The sequence below is a fragment of the Brevibacillus formosus genome, from assembly GCF_003013405.1.
Classification (GTDB): Bacteria; Bacillota; Bacilli; order Brevibacillales; family Brevibacillaceae; genus Brevibacillus; species Brevibacillus formosus.
Genome location: NZ_PXZL01000013.1, coordinates 327837 through 347800 on the forward strand (window position 1 = coordinate 327837; position 19964 = coordinate 347800).

Annotated in this window: 18 protein-coding genes and 1 other annotated feature; of the genes, 11 read left to right on the top strand and 7 right to left on the bottom strand. The window is 47.2% G+C overall.

Features of this window, described 5'->3' with window-relative positions; genetic code table 11:
- The first annotated feature begins 12 nt into the window (after positions 1 to 12).
- From resB to C7R91_RS14195, 5 genes are all read left to right on the top strand, one after another.
- A complete protein-coding gene (gene resB / locus C7R91_RS14175; RefSeq protein ID WP_047068924.1) occupies positions 13 to 1647 on the top strand; it encodes a cytochrome c biogenesis protein ResB in 1635 nt (544 codons plus the stop codon).
- 24 nt (positions 1648 to 1671) lie between these two features.
- Complete coding sequence (gene ccsB / locus C7R91_RS14180) at positions 1672 to 2901, top strand: c-type cytochrome biogenesis protein CcsB (RefSeq protein WP_047068925.1); 1230 nt, start codon at positions 1672 to 1674, stop codon at positions 2899 to 2901.
- Positions 2902 to 2989: 88 nt separating this feature from the next.
- A complete protein-coding gene (locus C7R91_RS14185) occupies positions 2990 to 3706 on the top strand; it encodes a response regulator transcription factor (RefSeq protein WP_012686105.1) in 717 nt (238 codons plus the stop codon).
- 1 nt (position 3707) lies between these two features.
- Positions 3708 to 5492, top strand: a complete 1785-nt coding sequence (locus C7R91_RS14190; RefSeq protein ID WP_047068928.1) for an ATP-binding protein — start codon at positions 3708 to 3710, stop codon at positions 5490 to 5492.
- Positions 5493 to 5507: 15 nt separating this feature from the next.
- Positions 5508 to 6638, top strand: coding sequence for an HAD family hydrolase (locus tag C7R91_RS14195; RefSeq protein ID WP_047068930.1), 1131 nt, complete (start codon positions 5508 to 5510; stop codon positions 6636 to 6638).
- Between the two features lie 40 nt (positions 6639 to 6678).
- On the opposite strand, the gene C7R91_RS14200 is transcribed toward C7R91_RS14195, so the two are convergent.
- From C7R91_RS14200 to C7R91_RS14225, 6 genes are all read right to left on the bottom strand, one after another.
- Positions 6679 to 6954, bottom strand: coding sequence for a hypothetical protein (locus tag C7R91_RS14200; protein ID WP_236697827.1), 276 nt, complete (start codon positions 6952 to 6954; stop codon positions 6679 to 6681).
- Positions 6955 to 6967: 13 nt separating this feature from the next.
- Entirely contained in the window at positions 6968 to 8251 is a 1284-nt protein-coding gene (locus C7R91_RS14205) for an ArsB/NhaD family transporter (protein WP_047068934.1), read from the bottom strand.
- Positions 8252 to 8369: 118 nt separating this feature from the next.
- Entirely contained in the window at positions 8370 to 9953 is a 1584-nt protein-coding gene (gene serA, locus C7R91_RS14210; RefSeq protein ID WP_047068936.1) for a phosphoglycerate dehydrogenase, read from the bottom strand.
- Entirely contained in the window at positions 9946 to 11100 is a 1155-nt protein-coding gene (locus C7R91_RS14215; protein ID WP_047068937.1) for a pyridoxal-phosphate-dependent aminotransferase family protein, read from the bottom strand. Before C7R91_RS14215 ends, serA begins: the two co-directional genes overlap by 8 nt.
- 70 nt (positions 11101 to 11170) lie before the next feature.
- Positions 11171 to 11420: a binding site (T-box leader), on the bottom strand.
- Positions 11421 to 11794: 374 nt separating this feature from the next.
- Complete coding sequence (locus C7R91_RS14220; protein ID WP_047068940.1) at positions 11795 to 12001, bottom strand: ferredoxin; 207 nt, start codon at positions 11999 to 12001, stop codon at positions 11795 to 11797.
- 103 nt (positions 12002 to 12104) lie between these two features.
- A complete protein-coding gene (locus C7R91_RS14225) occupies positions 12105 to 13016 on the bottom strand; it encodes a hypothetical protein (protein WP_047068941.1) in 912 nt (303 codons plus the stop codon).
- A gap of 80 nt (positions 13017 to 13096) precedes the next feature.
- Between C7R91_RS14225 and C7R91_RS14230 the strand changes: the two genes are divergently transcribed.
- The 6 genes from C7R91_RS14230 to C7R91_RS14255 all read left to right on the top strand — a co-directional run bounded on the left by C7R91_RS14230 (position 13097) and on the right by C7R91_RS14255 (position 18930).
- Entirely contained in the window at positions 13097 to 14212 is a 1116-nt protein-coding gene (locus tag C7R91_RS14230; RefSeq protein WP_047068942.1) for a YpbB family protein, read from the top strand.
- Positions 14209 to 15720: a RecQ family ATP-dependent DNA helicase gene (locus C7R91_RS14235; RefSeq protein ID WP_047068944.1), complete on the top strand. Its 1512-nt coding sequence runs from the start codon at positions 14209 to 14211 to the stop codon at positions 15718 to 15720. Before C7R91_RS14230 ends, C7R91_RS14235 begins: the two co-directional genes overlap by 4 nt.
- 17 nt (positions 15721 to 15737) lie before the next feature.
- A complete protein-coding gene (locus C7R91_RS14240) occupies positions 15738 to 16322 on the top strand; it encodes a CPBP family intramembrane glutamic endopeptidase (RefSeq protein WP_047068946.1) in 585 nt (194 codons plus the stop codon).
- Positions 16312 to 16989, top strand: a complete 678-nt coding sequence (locus C7R91_RS14245) for a LysM peptidoglycan-binding domain-containing protein (protein ID WP_047068947.1) — start codon at positions 16312 to 16314, stop codon at positions 16987 to 16989. The genes C7R91_RS14240 and C7R91_RS14245 overlap by 11 nt, the downstream gene beginning before the upstream one ends.
- 50 nt (positions 16990 to 17039) lie before the next feature.
- Positions 17040 to 17954 carry an NAD(P)/FAD-dependent oxidoreductase gene (locus tag C7R91_RS14250; protein WP_083995033.1) on the top strand — a complete coding sequence of 305 codons (915 nt, stop codon included), beginning with the start codon at positions 17040 to 17042 and terminating at the stop codon, positions 17952 to 17954.
- Positions 17955 to 18330: 376 nt separating this feature from the next.
- Positions 18331 to 18930, top strand: coding sequence for a genetic competence negative regulator (locus tag C7R91_RS14255; protein ID WP_007723994.1), 600 nt, complete (start codon positions 18331 to 18333; stop codon positions 18928 to 18930).
- Positions 18931 to 19003: 73 nt separating this feature from the next.
- Here C7R91_RS14255 and C7R91_RS14260 read toward each other — a convergent pair whose 3' ends face one another.
- Complete coding sequence (locus C7R91_RS14260; protein WP_047068948.1) at positions 19004 to 19747, bottom strand: PIG-L deacetylase family protein; 744 nt, start codon at positions 19745 to 19747, stop codon at positions 19004 to 19006.
- Between the last annotated feature and the right edge of the window lie 217 nt (positions 19748 to 19964).

The window sequence follows — 19964 nt, forward strand, 5'->3', positions numbered from 1 at the left end:
TGAGGAGCAATGATGGATCAGCGAAAATGCGAATGCGGTCATACCAACCCGGTTGGGACGCTGCTCTGTGAGTCTTGCGGGAAGCCTTTGAATGTGGAAGTCCACGAGCAGACATCGTTTCCTGACATGCGTTATGAAGGAATGGCAAGACGTTCTCAAACGAATAAGACGAAGGTAATCGATCGAGTCTGGAACTTTTTTTCTTCGGTCAAAATTGCAATCGGTATCATTATTGTCATTTTGGTGGCGTCCGCAGTCGGAACCATCTTTCCGCAGCAAATGTACATACCAGTACCCGTACCGACTGAAGCTGATGTTGCCCGTTTTTATACGGAATCATATGGAACGCTGGGAACGATTTTTTACGGCCTTGGATTTCACAATATGTACTCGTCTTGGTGGTTTGTGACGCTCCTAGTTATGCTCGGTACATCTTTGGTTATCTGTAGTCTGGACCGCGTAGTACCGCTGTATAAAGCGTTAAAGAAGCCGAGATTGAACCAGCACAAGTCCTTTTTGAAAGGGCAAAAGCTGTTTGCAGAGGGTGAGCTTGCTCCAGAAGCCGATCAGGAAGCGATACTGGACGCCTCCGCTCTGGCATTGAAAGAAAAAGGATACCGCATTTTCCGCACGGAACGAGCGATTATGGCTGAAAAAGGCCGTTTTAGCCGTTGGGGTCCTTACATTAATCACATTGGATTGATATTATTTTTGGTCGGTACCCTAATGCGAAGCCTGCCTGGCTTTTACTTAGACGAGTACGTCTGGGTGCGTGAGGGCCAAACAATGGCGATTCCGAATACCCCTTACTACATAAAAAACGAGAACTACACGACAGAGTATTGGTCGGAAGATGAAATGCCGGAGCAACTGGAGCTTAAGGGCGGAGCCATCGTAAAGAGCTACCAGACAGATGCCATTTTATATGAAAATAAAAGCGCTGGCGTTCCAGGGAAAAAGCCGGATTTGGTAGAAGTGCAGAAGGGGCCGATCGTCGTGAATCACCCGATGGTGCAGGACAGCGTCTACATTTATCAGAGCGGCGTGCAAGAGATGCAGCTTGGAGCCCTCAATTTTACAGTGGTCGATTTGAAAAACAATAAAAAAGAGATCGGCCTTATCAAAATTGATCTGTACAATCCGCAGCCCGAGCAAACCATTGCGGATGGGTTCACGGTACGAATTTTGGATTACTTCCCCGATTTTATAATGGGAAAAGACGGGAAGCCTGCGACGAAAACCAATTTGCCAAAAAATCCGATGGTTGCATTGGAACTCATTGGAGAGAATGGCAACTACAACGAAAAATTGGTTTATCTAGAAGGAACCATTCTTACACAGAAAAAGGATCCTCGTTACGGACTCGACATCAAAATGCCTGATTTAATCGATATTGCAGGGCTGAATGTACGGGTGGACAAAGCGTTGCCACTGATTTATTTCGGTTCATTCATTTTCCTTGCGGGCGTTGCAATCGGTGTGTTCTGGCAACATCGTCGGGTTTGGGTACAGACGCAAGAGGGAAGTATCTTGGTAGCGGCTCATACGAATAAAAACTGGTTCGGTCTTCGCAGAGAAGTAGATGGGCTGGTTAAACAAGCTGAGCTCCCTGTCACGATAGAAGATAAAACGAAGGCCAAGGCCTAAAGCTTCAAAGGGGGTACTAACAACGTGCAGCTCATTCAACTGAGTGACTGGTTATTGGATATCGCTTTTCTGCTCTACGTGATCTCGTCTATCGTGTTCGCTGTAGCCGTGACGGGTAAAAACTGGGCTGGGCGTGATCCCAAACAACATGAAGGGCGCTATGGACGGATTGCGTATTGGTTAGCCGTTATCGGTTTTGTGGCGCAAACAGGGTACGTAGTTGCTCGCTGGATTGCCGGCGGCCATAGCCCGACGAGTAACATGTTTGAGTTTATGGCATTCTTGGATTACTGCATTATCCTGGCCTACTTAATTATTTACCGGATCTACAAGCTGACCTCTATTGGAGCGTTTGTCCTTCCGCTTGGGGTTATCATGCTCGCGTATTCGTACGTGTTCCCGAAGGAAATCACCCCACTGATTCCGTCTTTGCAGAGCTACTGGCTGCACATTCACGTGACAACAGCTGCCCTGGGTGAAGGTATTTTGGCGGTTGGTTTTGCAGCGGGTCTCATGTATTTGATCCGTACCGTTCCACAGCATATTTCCACGAAAAGCACGAAATGGCTGGAGATCGTGCTGGCTGTGGTCCTGATGCTCGTTGGATTCATTTTGATGGATTCTACCTTTGCTCGTATGGATCAAAAGACGGTATTTGAAATGAAGAAAGAAGAAATGAATGCAGTGGGACAAAAGGTAAAACCGAAAGTGGAGTACATCCTGCCTGCAATTGTTGCACCTGCTGATTCAACCATCATCAAGGAAGGGCCAATGTCTCCACTCTTTGAGGCACCTACCTGGATGGAAGGAAAAGACGCTGCACGCAAATTGAACACGATGCTGTGGTCAGTCCTTACAGGGGCAATTCTGTATGGCGGAATGCGTTTGATTTTCCGAAAACGATTAGGGGCTGCTATCAAGCCTTCGGTTGAGAGCGTCGATCCTGATCTTCTGGACGAGATCAGTTACCGAGCAATCAGTATCGGATATCCGGTGTTTACTCTCGGGGCCCTTATCTTTGCGATGATTTGGGCAGAAGAGGCATGGGGACGATTCTGGGGATGGGACCCGAAGGAAGTATGGGCATTAGTTGTCTGGCTCTTCTACAGTGCCTACTTGCACTTGCGTCTATCCAGAGGATGGATCGGTGCAAAATCAGCTTGGATGTCCGTCATCGGGTTTGTCATTATTTTGATTACACTGGTCGTGGTCAATTTGGTCATTGCTGGTTTGCACTCTTACGCTGGGGTGTAGAAATTCCTCGAAAAGCTGGTTTTACCACCAGCTTTTTGGACTATCTTCTAACGGCTTTACGATATTATGAGAGCAAGAGGTGTTCCAGATGGAAAAAATGGCACGTATTCTCGTAGTGGATGATGAAGAGCGCATTCGCAGACTACTGAAAATGTACTTGGAAAGAGAAAACTTCCTGATTGATGAAGCAGATAATGGAGAGCAAGCAGTCGAAATGGCTGTGGGAAGTGACTATGATATCATTTTGCTCGACTTGATGCTGCCAGGAATGGACGGCATCGAGGTATGCCAGCGTGTTCGAGAATTCAAGGCAACCCCTATTATTATGCTGACGGCAAAAGGGGAAGAAACGAACCGCGTTCACGGGTTTGAGGCTGGGGTAGACGATTATGTTGTGAAACCGTTCAGCCCGCGTGAAGTCATGTACCGGGTAAAAGCGATTCTTCGTCGATCTTCCGCAACAGCTTATTTGAAGACTGAGACATTCAACAGCCATTCTGTCCTTGTTTTCCCGGAACTGACCATTGACCACGATGCACACAAAGTCATCGCAAGCGGCCAAGAGGTGAGCCTGACTCCAAAAGAGTATGAGCTTTTGCACTACTTGGCGTTGTCGCCGGATAAAGTGTTTACGCGTGAAGAGCTGTTGAAAGATGTGTGGCACTACGAGTTCTTTGGCGATTTGCGTACGGTGGACACGCATATCAAGCGTCTTCGCGAAAAATTGAACCGTGTTTCTCCACAAGCAGCCAATATGATCGCTACGGTTTGGGGCGTCGGATACAAGCTAGAGGTGCCTAAGTAAAGTGGACGTTATTTTTCGCAGTGTAGTCGGAAAGCTATGGATGACCATTATTGCCCTATTTGCTCTCGTCTTGACGATCTTCAGTTTGTTGCTCGTTCAATCCTTTGACAGCTTTTATAGCAATCGGCAGTCCAAGAATTTGCACGATCTGGCAGACGGTATCGCAGTCGGTTTGGCGCAGAGTCCAGATATGACAGCCGCTATGGAGATGGCTTCCAGGTTTGGTTTGGTCCATCATACGGGCATGGTCATTCTCGACGAAAAAGGCAAGCAAGTTGGTATGAGCGAGGGGGCTGGGCTCCCTCGTATTCCAGTAGAGCAATTGCTCCAAAATCCTGCATTGAGTTTGCCTGATGCGCTGGCAGGCAAGCATCCTGCACCCAAAACGATATATATTGATGTGAATAATTCCGCCGATCATACAAATAACAAGCATGAGCTTCTCGCGGTCGCTGTTCCTTTAGAAATGGCAGCAGGGAAAACGGGAGCAGTGGTCATGTATCAGGCGATTGAAGATTTTGATGATACGGTTAGTGAAGTCAGATTTTTAATCTTTGTGGTTGGCGTCATCGGATTTGTCTCTACCACTGTATTCGCCTTTTTCCTCTCATCGCGTCTTACGATTCCATTGCGTCAGATGAAAGAAACGGCGCATCGCATTGCGGAAGGGGACTTTCATGCTGAAATCCCGATCAGGACCCAAGACGAGACTGGTGAACTGGCGGCTTCGTTTAACACGATGGCAAGCAAGCTCAATCAGTTAGTCGATGCACTGTCCAAAGAGAAGGAGCAGCTGGCTAGCGTTCTTCGAAGCATGGTAGATGGTGTTGTGATGATAGATGCGAACGGCAAGCTGGCCGTGACGAATCCGCCAGCAGAACGTTTCTTGCGGGATTGGGATTTCGAGCATTCGGATGAGCCTGTGCCGCTGTTCTCGTTCTATCAGGAGGTTTTGCAAACCGGACAGGAAGTGACAGAGGATATCCCTGTTCAAGGGCGGATATGGTCCGTTGTCATGGTACCTTTGAACGATCGGGATCAAATCCGAGGTGCTGTCGCAGTTCTTCGGGACATCACGCAGGAGCGTAAGCTGGATAAGATGCGCAATGATTTCGTGGCGAACGTATCCCATGAGCTGCGAACACCTTTATCCATGTTGCAAGGGTACAGTGAAGCGATTGTGGATGATATTGTGGCTACACCGGAAGAGCATAAAGAATTGGCGCAGATCATCTATGACGAGTCAGCGCGTATGACCAAGCTGGTGAATGAATTGCTCAATCTGGCGCGGATGGAAGCGGGGCATGTGGAATTGTTCCAGGAAACGCTGGAACTGCGTCCGTATTTGGAGCGCATTCAACGCAAATTCACGAATTTGGCTAGGGAACGTGAAATCCATCTCTTCCTTGAAATATCGACGACGCATACCCACGTGCTCATTGATCCTGATCGCATGGAACAAGTGCTAACGAACTTGATCGATAATGCGCTGCGACATACGCCAAGTGGGGGAAGCGTCACCATTCGGGCTCGCGGGGATAAAACGTTGCTGGTTGAGATAAGCGATACAGGCAGTGGCATTCCGCAAGAAGATTTGCCGTTTGTTTTTGAGCGATTCTATAAAGCTGACAAGGCTCGCACACGTGGACGACTAGGCGGAACTGGTCTTGGACTAGCCATCGCGAAAAACCTTGTCGAGGCACACGGGGGCACCATCAGTGTGCAAAGTAAACTGGGTGAGGGAACAACTTTTACAATCGCCTTGATGCTGCATAAAAACAAGTAGGAGTGTAGAGAGAAAATGATCAAAACGATCTTATTTGATGTTGACGGGGTTATGTTGAGTGAAGAGCGTTACTTTGATGCTTCTGCATTGACAGTGTGGGAATTTTTGTACAGTCCGCAGTATGTAGGGCTTGCAGGCGAGGAATTCACACATTCTCCAGAAGAAGAACAAATCAGACGAGTGCGCGAACAAGTTTTCGCTCATGATGAAGTGCTAAACTTTATCAAGTCACGTGGAATCAACTCCAACTGGGACATGGTTTTCCTCGCGTTTTCCTATCAGTTGATTCGTTTGATTGAAGCGGTTAAAACGCAAGTTCCAGAAGCAACAAGCCTTCTTGTCGAACAAATTGATCGACCGCAACTGGCAAAAGTGAAAGAGTGGGCTGCCACTTATGCTCCTGATTTCCAAGTAGACTACGCAGCGTTCACCGCTGATTTTGCCAAAGGTTCTGCACAAAAAGCAGAAATGCTTCTCTACTTGAATCAGATTGCAAAAGAACGTTGCGGTATTTCAACAGAAATGTTCTCTCGCAATAGTGATCTATGGCAGTTGATTCAAAAGACGTTTCAAGAATGGTATCTCGGTGATGAGCGCGTGGCGGCATCGATTGGCCGTGAAACCATGCAGCCAGGCAAGAAGGGCTTCTTGTCAGACGAGATTCCAATTGTACCACCTGCGGAAATGGTCGAGTTGTTCCGCACGTTAAAAGAAAAAGGATACACACTGGGGATTGGAACAGGGCGCCCTACGATCGAGACGCATGTTCCCCTCAGTGAGATGAATATACTGGAATGGTTCGACCCGAACCGTGTCGTAACTGCCTCTCACGTACTCGATGCGGAAGAAGCATTTCCTAGCTTTGCGCCGATGTCCAAACCACACCCTTACTCCTATGTAAAAGGGTTGCTCGGACTCGATGCGCCGATTAGCGATGCAGTCCATTTTTCATTGCCAATCGAAAATGGAGAAGAGGTGCTGATCGTCGGCGATTCACTCGCAGACTTTCTGGCGGCTCGCTCAATCGGTTGCAAGTTTGCAGCGACATTGACTGGACTGTCTGGTCAAGACGCACGCAGCAAGTTTGAAGAGGAAAAAGCAGATTTTATTCTCGATGATGTTCGCGATATCCTTTCCATTCTATAGACAAAAAAACTCCGCCGTTCCTACGCACGGCGGAGTTTTTTTATTCCCAACAAATCGATTTCAAGCATTTGAAGCGAAAGGCGTGAATCAAAAAGGATTCAATCATATTGTGCCGGACGATTACTTCGAAAGACCCATCCTCTCGTGAAAAAAACAGGACATCCGTATAGTCTTTGTTCCCTTCAAAATAACGACGAACTTCTTTGACACGAGCTCGCATGGATTCAGATTTTACGACGATGTGGTAGGTAGCATCTTGCTGTGAAATATGTTCGTTGATCTCAATTTCCTCTTGATTATAGGTGTAATGAAACAAGAGCGATTCCTCCTCACCAAATAAAATAGCGTAGATAAACGTAGACATGAGCAATCAAGATAGACAGGATCATCAACGGGAAGGCGATTTTCATAAAGCTGAAAAAGCCGATATGATATCCTTCCTTTGAGGCCAAGCCAGCAACAATCACGTTGGCACTCGCTCCAATCAAGGTACCGTTTCCTCCTAAACACGCCCCGAGTGCAAGGCTCCACCAAAGCGGCTCCAAATTGGTGATCCCGAGTGCTCCCATTTCCTTGATCATGGGAATCATGGTGGCAACGAACGGGATATTGTCAACAAAGGCAGAGGCGATTGCGCTCAACCAGAGGATCAACAGGGAGGTCTTCAATGAATCTCCACCGGTCAGATTAATCGCTTCCGTTGCGAGCTGTTTGATCACGCCAGTTTCCACTAAACCAGAGACGAGAACAAACAGGCCGATGAAGAAGAAAATCGTATTCCACTCGACTTTGCTGATCGCGTCTTCTAAATAATGCTCTCCAGTAAGGAGGAGCAAAAGAAAAGCTCCAGTTAAAGCGATTGTTGCCGATTCCAAATGAAGGGCCCCATGGAGCATGAAACCAATGATGGTCAACCCCATCACCGTCAATGACTTTTTCAATAAACGGCTGTCGGTAATTTCATCGCGCTCATTTAACTGCATGATTTTTGCACTCAGCTCAGGTGATGTTACTAACTGCTTACGGTATATCAGGACCAGGCAAACGACAGTAACAGCCAGAATCACGACGATAATTGGGCTCAAATTCACGAGAAACTTCATAAAATCGAGCTCCGGTACAGAACTGCCAATCATGATATTCGGTGGGTCACCGATCAACGTAGCGGTTCCTCCAGCATTGGAGGCGATAATTTCACTGATTAAAAAAGGAATCGGATTAAGCTGGAGCTGGCGGGCGATGCTAAACGTCACAGGTACGATGAGAAGTACAGTAGTAACGTTGTCCAAAAAGGCGGAGGCAATGGCCGTGATCAAGCTCAGGTAGACAAGGATACGAATCGGTTTGCCCTGTGCGACCTTTGCAGCACGGATGGCCACATACTTGAATACACCGGTTTGCGCCGTAATGGCAACCAAGATCATCATCCCAATAAGTAGGCCGAGCGTGTTAAAGTCGATATGGTGAATCGCTTGTTCCTGTGTAACGATCCCGAACAAGACCATGAGAATTCCGCCAGACATGGCGACGATGGTACGATGTAACTTTTCGCTAATAATAAATGCATAGGTAACTAAAAAGATACCAATAGCGAATAATGCTTGGTTCGTCATAAGAAGCTCCTTCCTTGGTGTGCAGAATTATCTTGTCCCATTATAGCTCTAACCAAAATCAGGGTAAAGAAAAAGACCTGGCATTTGGCCAGGTCTGTTCTTGTGTAGAAGGGAGAACCTACAGCTCGATTTGTGTAACGCTTTTCACTTCCGCCAGCTCGCCCATCGTATCGAGAAGCTCTGGCGTCAATGGCTTGTCGACAGAGAGCATCATGATCGCGTCCCCACCGATATCACGGCGTCCTACCTGCATCGTTGCGATGTTCACGCTGTTTTCACCCAAGATGGAACCCACACGTCCGATCACACCTGGACGGTCATTATGGTGAATGTAGAGCAGGTAGCCCTCTGGCGCTACGTCAATCGCAAAGTCGTCAATTTTCACAATACGCGCACCGTAACCATTGAGTCGCGTTCCAGCCACTGTGCGTGTCTCTTGCGTCGTTTTTAAGCTAACGGTCAGCAAGTTCGTAAAGCCTTTGTTTTGTGCTGCCTTTTGCTCCGTTACGGTGATGTCGCGCACTTTTGCGAGAATCGGGGCGTTCACATAGTTGACTTCCTCGCCTAGACGGAAGGACAGTACACCCTTGAGGACTGTGCGAGTCAGCGGAGACGTGTCTACATCCGTCAATTCACCGCTATATTTAATCGAAATCTCCGAAATGGAACCTACGGTCACTTGGGCAAGGAAATGGCCCAGCTTTTCACCCAACGTGAAGTACGGTTGGACTTTTTCCATCACGTGCGCAGGGATCGAAGGCAAATTCACGGCGTTTTTGAATGGCTCGTCACGAAGAACCTTCAGGATTTCTTCCGATACGTCTACGGCCACGTTTTCCTGTGCTTCAATGGTCGAAGCTCCCAGATGTGGAGTCGTTACCACTTGTGGCAGACCGACGAGAGGGTTGTCTACAGGTGGTTCTTCTTCGAAAACGTCCAGAGCTGCCCCTGCGACTTTTCCTGCGGTAATCGCCTCGTAGAGAGCCTTCTCGTCAATGATTCCTCCACGAGCGCAGTTGATCAAGCGAACGCCATCTTTCATTTTCGCGAATTCACGCGTGCTGATGATATGTCGGGTTTCTTTTGTCAGCGGAGTATGGACGGTAATGAAATCTGCTTTGCGGCAAATTTCATCCACAGTTGCGTTGGTAACACCCATCTTTTGCGCACGTTCCTCAGTCATGAATGGATCGAAGCCCATGACGGTCATGCCAAATGCTTTCGCACGCTTCGCAACCTCTGAACCGATGCGTCCCATACCGATGACTCCCAGTACTTTGTTGTTCAGCTCAACCCCTTGGAAGCTTTTGCGATCCCATGTACCGTCAACCAGCTTCTTGTGAGCTTGAGGGATGTTCCGAGCGACAGCCATCAGCATGGCAAACGAATGCTCCGCAGTAGAGATAGTGTTGCCGTCTGGAGCGTTGATGACTGGAATACCTGCTTGAGTGGCAGCGTTGATATCAATGTTATCTACCCCAACACCTGCGCGACCTACTGCCTTTAGCTTTTTGCCGGCAGCGAGTACCTCTGCTGTTACTTGGGTTTGGCTGCGCACGAGCAGTGCATCGTAGTCGCCAATCACATCGATCAATTCGGCAGGGGAGAGGTTTGTTTGACGAACAACTTCTACATCAGAAGCGTCCAAAAGTTGTTGGATTCCAAATTCGCTAAGTGGATCGGTAATGAGTACTTTATACATGTGCGATGAGCACCTCCTGAGCAGCTTTTACACCAGCACCCAGCTCAACTGGAGCACCGATTTGGTGAAGCGATAATTCGATGGCAGAAATGACTTGCAGGACATCCAATGGCTCACAATAGCCCATGTGCCCGATTCGGAAGATCTTGCCTTTCAAGTGCTGCTGACCGCCAGCGATCGTTATGTTGAATTGCTGAGTCAACATTTTGCGGAGAGCTTCTGCATGAAAGACACCCTCAGGGTCGCAAGAAGTTACGGTCGTCGATGCGTATTGATCTTCCGCCATCAGTTTTATGTTTAAAGCTTTCATCGCTGCGCGAGTCATGTCTCTCATCAGTTCATGGCGCTTTACGATAGCTGGCAAGCCTTCTTCCTCCAACATATCCAATACTTCGGCGAGACCGAAAACGAGGGATACAGCAGGCGTATACGGAGTTGTTTGCTCTGCCAAGCTCTTGCGGTATGCTTTCAGGTCCAAATAGAAGGCGAGCGATTTGTTTTGCTCAATCACTTGCCATGCGCGTTCACTCGCAGCGAGGAAGGCAAGGCCTGTTGGCAGCATGAAAGCCTTTTGCGAGCCGGTTACCACGATATCGACACCCCAAGCGTCCATTTCGCATGGTACGGCACCAAGATTGCTTACTGCATCCACAATAAAGAGGGCGTCCGAATGTGTGCGGATTGTTTTCGCCAAGTCAGCAATCGGATTTTCTACCCCAGTGGATGTTTCACAGTAAGTGGCGAATACGGCTTTTACTTGCGGTTTTTTTTGTAGGAATGTTTCAACCAGCTCAGGTGTTACCGCTTTTCCCCAAGGTACTTCTAACCGATGGGCGATAATACCGTAACGCTCGCAAATTTTTGCGAAACGCTCACCAAATGCACCGCTGACAAGGATTGCAGCTTCATCGCCTGGTTGAAGCGTATTTACAACGCTCATCTCCAGCGCGCTTGTTCCGCTACCTGCCAAGATGTATACGTCCTGCTGGGTGCCAAAGTAAGGCTTCAGTCTTTCAGCAGTACGGGCGAAAAGGGCGGAAAATTTGCCGCTGCGGTGTCCAATCATCGGTTGGCTCATCGCTGTTTGAACACGTGGTGGAATTGGGGTAGGGCCAGGGATTCTCAAGATCATTTTGTCTGCAAACATGGTTTTCTCCTCCTCTATATGTGCATATCAAAAAAACCTCCCGTTCTCACACTGCTCCTATTACAGAACAGTGAGGGACGAGAGGCTTTGCTTCGCGGTGCCACCCTCATTCGCTCCTTTTTTCTCAAAAAAGAGCCTTGGTAGGTACATGACCTAAAAGAGATAACGGATCTACCGTTTGCGTCTACTGGGATGGGTGAACCCTCTTTTCAACGCAGCAGCTCAGAAGTGCTTAACCGTGGGAGAAACCGCCGATTCGCAGCAACCATCGGCTCTCTGGGGATTTCTCGATCACAGCGTTTCTTCGTCAACGCCGTTGTTTTATAAGGTGTTTCGTAAGATTTGTACTTACGATATCACGTCAAAATATCATCGTCAAGAAGAAAAACGAGAAAAAATGAACATTATTTATTTTATATCAATTATCGTTCGTGAATAATACTCAGTTTTATGTTAGAAACACATCGAAAACGACCAAAACACGAACATTAAGATATTGACATCACAAAAAATGGAAAAAACACATTTTAATGTTCGGTTTTTGCTGTTGCTATTATCTTAGCGAAAAATCACAAAAAAAAAGAACGGGAAGTTGTCGATCATCCGTTTAAGGGAGGGGAGAGGTGAGGGCATAATGAAAAACCTCTTACATACCGGAGTACGTAAGAGGTCTCTTCCATTAGTAGATGGAATACTATTCCACTTTAATAGAGTCGGTCGGGCATCCTTCAGCAGCATCACGAACATCGTCATGCAGGATATCCGGGATTTCAACACTGTTAGAGTTGTCATCCAACTTGTTGAACGCAAGGCCCTCATCGTCGTAATCAAAGACGTCAGGAGCCGTGGCGCCACAAGCACCGCAAGCAATACAAGTATCTTTATCTACCCATGTAGTCATCGTGGTTTCACCTCCCATACCGAAGTGGTACGTCCACTATCATAGACCATTGTATGCTCTTGGTGACAAGATTTCAAGATTGAATCAGTCTAAAAATGTACGACTACTTATAAAGAGGGATTTCAGGTGCCTTCAGCACGGAGTAGAGCTGTGTATTCAAGCGTTTAAAATCTCCCGCAGATACTGCATCTGTCGCGTTCAAAATCTTCACGGCAGCGGCTAAATCCTTGATTCCTAGTGCTTGAACTTCGTTAGATGCGATGAGCAAATCAAGTCTTGCAGTCAGGTCCTCAGGATTATAGCTGCTCCATTGATTGCTTGCTGACATGGCAACAGCTGCGAGATAGGTGCGGTAATGGAACGGATACTGCTTCCATTGCGCGGTGCTAACGGCTCCAGGTACTTGCTTCGGCATGGCTTGTTTCACCACATAAGCCGATTCCCAAGACGCGATGGAGTGATACACCATTTCTTGTGCCGTTAGCCAGTTATTTTGGAAAAGCGTCAGGTTAGCTCCAATGGAAGCAGGCGTAGCATTATTTTGATCGGAACGAATCTGCTCCATACTATCCAAATACGCCCGTACACTGTTCGTAAAAGTGGTGTGAGCTTGTCTCAGCATGGGGGACGTCGGCAGGGGAACGTTTTTCTCCAGCTCTTTCCTTGTCTGGTCAGCTAATTTGCTGAGCTGCTTCAAGCCTTCGGTCCGTTCACTTTCGCTCATTTGATTCCATTTACCCATCGTATCAAAATGTGCTTGCTTCAGATCAAGAAGCGGTGCATAAACGGCATAGTAAAATCGGATAAAGTCCTGTTCGTTGTACAGCTTTTGCTCACGCAGCAGCTTTTCTTTTTCGGCTTCCTTTTTCTCAGCTTCGAGTACGGCGGCTTGTTCCGACTCCAATTGTGTCTTCATATAGTGGGCCCCGAAAAAAAATCCACCAACTGTGCATGCAAGTGTTATGATGATCATGTACGCCATCATAAATTCAGTTCTTTTCAATCGCTTTGTCATACTAGCCTCCAAATACAATGATGCAGTTTACTTCGCTTCTTTAGAGCTTTGAAAAATATAGAATGATGTAAGGAGTACCAATGAACAGTCGGAACAGTGCGGCAGAGGAGCAGGACCTTTTATGTGCGGTCGCCTTGAATGCCATGTTACCTCTGGCCAATGAACGAACGCTGCAATCAGCCTACTACATACTGCGTGGCAGAAAAGCCAATCAGACACTGCAAGATGTGCATTTGTATACCCTTTATCCGTATTATCGGATGTTTTCTCGTTTTCCAAGAGAGGATTGGGAGAAAATAGTTTCAACTTTATTTCAGGCGGGCTGGATTTTACCTGTTGATGCAGTTGGAACGAACGCGAAGCCGACATTTACCTTTTCTGATACAGGATTGCAGCATGCCAAACACACGTACCAAAAATATCGGTTTGATGTATGGTTCGCACCTTTTACCCAGTCTGATTTGGCGGAGCGAATCGAACCCTTTTGGAACAGACTTCATCTTATGGTGCAGACGATCTCGCAAATGCTTCATGGTGATCTCGGTTTCATTCCGGTGGTATCGGACAAGCCAGCACAGCGTTGGGTAAAAAACCAATTGGCTGATGGGGCAATGCGAAATGCTTGGAAACAGCAATTGTCTGACGAACTATATCGATTATGGGAGCCTCTGGCTGAAGATGTGCAGGAGCTTTTATTTTGTCAACTCTCAGGAGTAGGACAAGTCGGCAAGACCATGGGACAAGTAGCAGAGATTCGCCAGTCAAGTCGTAGTTATCTCACGCTGCAATTTCGATACGGGCTAGCCGCGTCGATTCAGACGCTGCTTGCAGAGAGCACTCATTATCCTCTTTTATCAAAACTTGTTACAGAATCCCACAAGCTTGATCCACGTCTAACGGAAAGTGCTGCTCGAACGTATGCACTGCTTCAGACTGGCTGTGATAAAAAAGAAATCGCGAAGAGACGACGAATGAAAGAAAGTACAATAGAAGATCATTTGGTAGAGATTGCCCTGCGCTGTCCGGAATGGGATATGACAACGTATTTGCCAAATGGGTTGGCTAAAGAGATCGTGGAGACGAGTGAGCGACTTGATACAAGCAGACTCCGGCTCATCAAGGATCAGTTGGAAGCAACAGTAACGTATTTGCAAATCCGATTGGCACTGGCACGAGCGACAAGGGGGGCAAAATGAATAAACAGCTCATGTACGACAGATTAAAGCTGCATTTTGGATACGACTCATTCCGTCCCGGTCAGGAGTCCATTATTGAACGTGTATTGGATGGACGAAGTGTTCTCGGGCTATTAGCAACAGGTGGCGGGAAATCAGTCACGTATCAGCTGCCAGCAATGCTTTTGCCGGGTCTGACCGTCGTGGTTTCCCCATTGATCTCCTTGATGGTCGATCAGGTGCAGCAGCTCCGAGCGCGAAAAAAAATTCCAGCTACCTATTTGAACAGTATGCAGGATCCGACAGAGTCCCGCGAAATCTTAAAAGGTCTCTCGGAAGGTGCGTACAAGCTGTTGTATATTTCTCCGGAAAAGCTTCAACAGGCCTATGTTCAACAGGTATTAAAGAGGGCAAGGGTGTCCCTGATCGCTATTGATGAAGCGCATTGCATCTCGCAATGGGGGCATGACTTTCGCACAGATTACTTGCGATTGCCTGAAGTCGTGAAACAATTGGGAGCACCTCCTGTTCTCGCTGTGACGGCAACTGCGACGGCGACTGTTCGCGAAGAAATTTGCAACTTGTTTTCCATTGAAAAGGAAGATGTTGTGTTGCAGTCTCTTAATCGGGCGAATATCGCCTATGATCTGGTTGAAGTTGCGGAGGAAACAGACAGGCGCTCCTATGTATTTGATCAGATCGATCGTTTGCAGGGACCTGGGATCGTTTACTGCAGCACGCGACAAGCAGTAGATGTGTTGGCAGCCTCTTATCAACTCGATGGGAAAAAACGCGTTCACGGTTACCACGGGGGGATGAACAGCATGGAGCGAATGCTGATCCAATCCCAGTTTCTCGCGGGCGAGCTGGATGTTATTATTGCAACCAATGCATTTGGCATGGGGATCGACAAGCCAGATATTCGCTACGTCATCCATTACCAAATGCCAGCCAGTTTGGAGGCATACGCTCAAGAAATCGGGCGGATCGGCCGTGACGGCAAGCCTGGGTATGCGCTGCTCTTATTTTCGTGGGACGATTGGCAGATTCATCAGCACATGCTGGAAAAGGAGTACCCGACACAAGCGCAAGTTCAAAAATACGAGCAGTTGTGCAATACCGGAGTGCCCCTGACGAACGAGGCCTTGGCGATGATGGACATATCCGAAGAAATGGGTGCACTTCTTGCCTTTTATACAGAAAGAGTGCTGGCCTCACACGAAGCTGCCGCTGCGGGAGAGTCGTATCCAAAGGCTCAAATCATTTGGCAGGAAACAGAAAAGAGAAAAAGCTTTAAGCAAAAAAAGCTGGCAGAAATGGTATCGTACGTAAGAGGAGAAAACTGTTTGCGCGCGAGCATCAATTCGTATTTTAAAGAAAATGATCATCAATTTGATCTGTACTGCTGTAAGAAATGCGGTCTAAATACGGAAGCGTATTTCCAAACGAATGACCATGCAATCGTAAAGAATGAACAAATCAAATGGAATTTGCGGCAGGCGTTAGACACTCTTTTGCCGAACAAATAGAAGGAGAGAAACATCAAGTGAGGGAAGATCGGCTAGAGGTGGATGAAGCCACTCTTCGGCTGAATCTATGGTTGACACAAGGAATCGTGATGGGAGTGGCTGCAGCCGGTAGCTTCTTAGTGCTGGGCTGGGAGGCTACTCTGTCCTTGTTTATTTTGCCAGACTGGGATGCCGTCCTGTGGGCCGTGTTTGTAGCCGCAGGTATTATCATCGCGAGTATTGCGATGGATCGTTACTTGCCTAAACGGTGGCAGGATGATGGCAGTATCAATGAAAAAGTTTTTGGTACCATGTTACCATCCACCACGATTCTCGTCTGTATGGTAGTAGGGGTGGGGGAGGAATGGCTATTCCGTGGAGTCATTCAATCGCTTACCGGGAATTTTTGGAGCAGTCTTATTTTTACACTGATCCACATACGTTATTTAAAAAAACCGCTCATGATCATAAGTGTATTTGGTACAAGCTTGATCTTGGGACTCTTGTTTTCCCACTATCAGTCCCTTTGGCCCTCGATTGTGGCTCATATCCTTATTGACGTCATGTTAGCATTTTATTTACAAAAAACGATCAAGAAAAGGGGGAGGAAGAGTGAATCTTGAGCATAATCCATTACCACCCCGACGCTCCCGTCATACTCGCCCTAAAGCGTCGTTCTCGTTTAAAAAGTGGATTCAACCGGGATTGTACTTGTTTGGATTCGTTTTTTTCGGGTTGATTGGTCTTGAGTTGTACAGGGCCAATGTCGCACACGAGTCAGCAGCTTCTGGTAATGTTGAAGTGAAAGATGTTAGCAAAGCGAATACCACTTCGCAAGGAAGCGAGGCAGGAGAAAAGGAGCCTGTATCCGTCGTTCTTCCTTCTAAGCCTGATCCCAATGCAAGCGTGATCCCCCCACCACCCAAGGCGAAAACGACCGATTCAAAACCGGTTGAGCCTGCAGTGAAGGCGACCACAAGCATACAGACATCTGCTGTGAGCCCCGTCCAAACCCAAGCTTCGACTGGTACACCAGTAAACAAGGCAAAACAGATTGCGAGTCCTTCTACTAGTAAAGCTGCTACACTGGGAAAAACAGCTACAACACCGACTGCAACGAAATCGAAGGTCGTCAAGCATGTGGTGAAGAAGGGGGAAACGTTGTTTATGCTGTCACGAAAGTACTACGGAAATAATTCGAACGTAAGGCGAATCGCAAAATACAACGGGCTCCATTCTGAAGCAGGGCTCGTCGAAGGGAAAATTGTTTTGGTTCCACTCGTACAGTAATGAGATCGTGCTCCACTGGCAATGCTATCGGGAAAAGGATAAGCAGGTGGATGCAAGTGGAGTATGATACGGTCATTGTCGGCGGCGGGATTGCAGGACTTCAAACTGCCATTCAACTTGCAAGATGCCTCCGGCGCGTTGCAGTCATTGACATGCCAGGTGGTCGATCAACAATCGCCAAAGCCTACCGAAACATTCTCGGATTTTCGGAGGGGGTTAGTGGCGATTTTTTGCGTCAAGCGGGCAAGGAGCAAGCTCAAAAATACGGTGCAATTTTCATAACAGATGAGGTAACAAAGCTTGCAACTGACTCAAGCGGCTTATTTACAATAGGTACGAAAAATGGCATACATACGCTCACTTCACGAACGCTGGTTTTGGCAACCGGCATTCGTGATCCGTTCCCAACGATCCCTGGCTTCTCTGATTGTGTAGGAATATCTATTTTCTTGTGTCCGGACTGTGACGGCTATGAAACAGTTGAGAAAGACACGGCAATCATTGGAGCGGGCCAGCACGCTGTTTCGATGGCAGACGAACTTATTTATTATACTAGCAGGTTAACAGTCATCAACCATGCAGAAGTGCAGGTGGATACGCAGGCTGTCTCTGGGCTGAGCCAGCGAGGGATTTTGTATCGGGAGGACAAAGTATGTGCCCTTCATCATACGGCAGGGCAATTGCAAGAGATCGAGCTCTCTTCAGGTGAACGGTTGTCTGTAGAAAGAGCATTTCTCGCTTTTCCTGGTGCTCATGCATTGACAGAGCTTTTGCGTGGTTTTTCCGTGCAAATTCATGAAAAGGGCCACATCCATACGAATCCGCGAACAAAAGAAACTGATCATCCCAACATCTGGGCTGTTGGAGATATCAATGAGCATTCTCAACAAGTGTCGATTGCCATGGGAGATGGAACACAGGCGGCCATTTGGATTCAAAAGCGGCTGCGTGAATATGAGATGTAGAAAAACGCCTGATTCTGGGCGTTTTTTCATGTACAAACCTTTATGAACGAGAAGGAACCCGAACTAGCAGAGCTAAATATAAATACAGAATGAGGAACAATGAGGGGGAACTTTTCCTGGGAAAGCGCAGGAAATGACAGGCAACAACAAAGTTTCTTTTTTCGTGAGTTGATTCGACATCGATAGGCGAATGCTGCGTAGGTGTCATGGTAGCTTTGTTCCAGTAACTAAATGTGATATGATAGGACTACCCCGTATTTTCCAGTCCATTAAAAAATGGATGAATACTGACGGGTATTCGCCGGAGAATGTGGAGAACTCTTACAGGCTTACCATCATATTTTGTAGTACGACTGGATGGCGAGGAGGGACAGTCATGCGTGTTGAACGCCTTGGTCAAGATAAAATACGAATCTTTTTAACTTTTGACGACCTCTCAGAGCGCGGGATAGAAAAAGAAGACATGTGGCGTGACATTCCTAAAGTTCATGAACTGTTCAACGACATGATGGAACAGGCTTATCACGAATTAGGGTTTGAGGTATCAGGGCCTGTTGCAGTTGAAGTGTTCGCCTTGCCAGCTCAGGGAATGGTCGTAATCGTAACACGTGGCAAGACGGGCTCAAAGGACGGAAAAGAGGAAGAATTCGAAGACGAGGATGTATACGAGCTAGAGGTTACATTGGAAGAAAGCGATTTGATCATGTATGCCTTCCGGGACTTTGAGCATATGGTTGAAGCCGCCCATCGAATTAACGCCCTTTTGACCAATGGTGGAGCTGCCTACTTCTACCAGGGGAAATATCATCTGGTGTTGGAGGAAGTCGACTTGGATCAGGAGCGTTATCACAAGCTAATTGCGATCCTCTCTGAGTACGGAGAAGCGACGCCGATAACGATTTATGTGTTGGAAGAATACGGGAAAGTGATCGTTGCCGACGATGCTGTAAAAGAAATATGCAGGCATTTCACGTAATCGAAAAAGAAATGTCTGGGAATATAAAACAGCACCTAGTCAACCAACTAGGTGCTGTTGCTGTCTGTACAGATTATGCTAGGCCATCAAAAAAATCAGCCTCTTTACCTTGAATGGTATAGTTCGGAAGGCTGTGCCAAGCCAAGATGTAATGATTGTTTGGCGGAACAGAATAGTGCTCGCCTTTTGTTACACCTGGAAACACGCGTTCAACTGATAAGTGCTGCGTTCTGTGTGCCCTCAAGGCATCTGCTACTTTCGGCATATATTCAGGTGCGTGAATGATCGTCGTAATGCTCTCGATTGGATCCGAAAAAGGAGGCTTCATCGTACCAAACCCTTCCTCGGATGAGCGAGTCGCATAATAAAGCTTTCGCACACTCGTATCTGGGCCTAAAGAAAGGACAGCCTGGGTGGTAGCATGACTAATCGCCAAGTGGTCAGGATGTCCGGAGATGCCATGCGGTGCAAACGTAACGACGATTTCCGGTTGGATCTGGTGAATAGCCTGGTGGATACGTGTAACGAGCTCATCGACGGGCACTGTGTTTAGGAACTTATCCTGATATTCCCAGACGTCTACTTGATCGAACCCGAGTATGGCACAAGCGTCGCGAAGCTCTTGCTCACGAAATCGGGGTAGTTCTTCTGGTGTGCATAACGGTGGTTCACCAGCTTTTCCTGCTTGCCCTTTTGTTGCACACAATAGATGAGTGCTGGCCATTTTGGTCTCACTATATTTGGAAATGGAAATCCCACAAGCAAACGTTTCGTCATCGGGATGGGCAAAAATGAACAAAATAGACTTCTTTTTCATAAAAACACCTCCATGAATAAACTTCCACATTACTTTTTCCATTATGGCATAAATTCACTAATCCTGTAATGAAAGAAACAAGTTTGGGGACAATACAATCATGGCTGGACGTGCATTTGAAGCTATTTGTATAAAACGCAGTCTGTAAAAGCGGTTTCAAAATGGAAGGTAAATAATTGAATGATTATGCAAAACAAGGCACGAAAACGTTTTCGAA

Bases quoted from the DNA above. Each gene is read 5' to 3' on its own strand.
- C7R91_RS14195 (WP_047068930.1), top strand. From the start codon at position 5,508: ATGATCAAAACGATCTTATTTGATGTTGACGGGGTTATGTTGAGTGAA.
- C7R91_RS14205 (WP_047068934.1), bottom strand. From the start codon at position 8,251: ATGACGAACCAAGCATTATTCGCTATTGGTATCTTTTTAGTTACCTAT.
- C7R91_RS14185 (WP_012686105.1), top strand. From the start codon at position 2,990: ATGGAAAAAATGGCACGTATTCTCGTAGTGGATGATGAAGAGCGCATT.
- C7R91_RS14220 (WP_047068940.1), bottom strand. From the start codon at position 12,001: ATGACTACATGGGTAGATAAAGATACTTGTATTGCTTGCGGTGCTTGT.
- C7R91_RS14255 (WP_007723994.1), top strand. From the start codon at position 18,331: ATGCGTGTTGAACGCCTTGGTCAAGATAAAATACGAATCTTTTTAACT.
- C7R91_RS14225 (WP_047068941.1), bottom strand. From the start codon at position 13,016: ATGACAAAGCGATTGAAAAGAACTGAATTTATGATGGCGTACATGATC.
- serA (WP_047068936.1), bottom strand. From the start codon at position 9,953: ATGTATAAAGTACTCATTACCGATCCACTTAGCGAATTTGGAATCCAA.
- C7R91_RS14260 (WP_047068948.1), bottom strand. From the start codon at position 19,747: ATGAAAAAGAAGTCTATTTTGTTCATTTTTGCCCATCCCGATGACGAA.
- C7R91_RS14235 (WP_047068944.1), top strand. From the start codon at position 14,209: ATGAATAAACAGCTCATGTACGACAGATTAAAGCTGCATTTTGGATAC.
- resB (WP_047068924.1), top strand. From the start codon at position 13: ATGGATCAGCGAAAATGCGAATGCGGTCATACCAACCCGGTTGGGACG.
- C7R91_RS14250 (WP_083995033.1), top strand. From the start codon at position 17,040: ATGCAAGTGGAGTATGATACGGTCATTGTCGGCGGCGGGATTGCAGGA.
- C7R91_RS14215 (WP_047068937.1), bottom strand. From the start codon at position 11,100: ATGTTTGCAGACAAAATGATCTTGAGAATCCCTGGCCCTACCCCAATT.
- C7R91_RS14230 (WP_047068942.1), top strand. From the start codon at position 13,097: ATGAACAGTCGGAACAGTGCGGCAGAGGAGCAGGACCTTTTATGTGCG.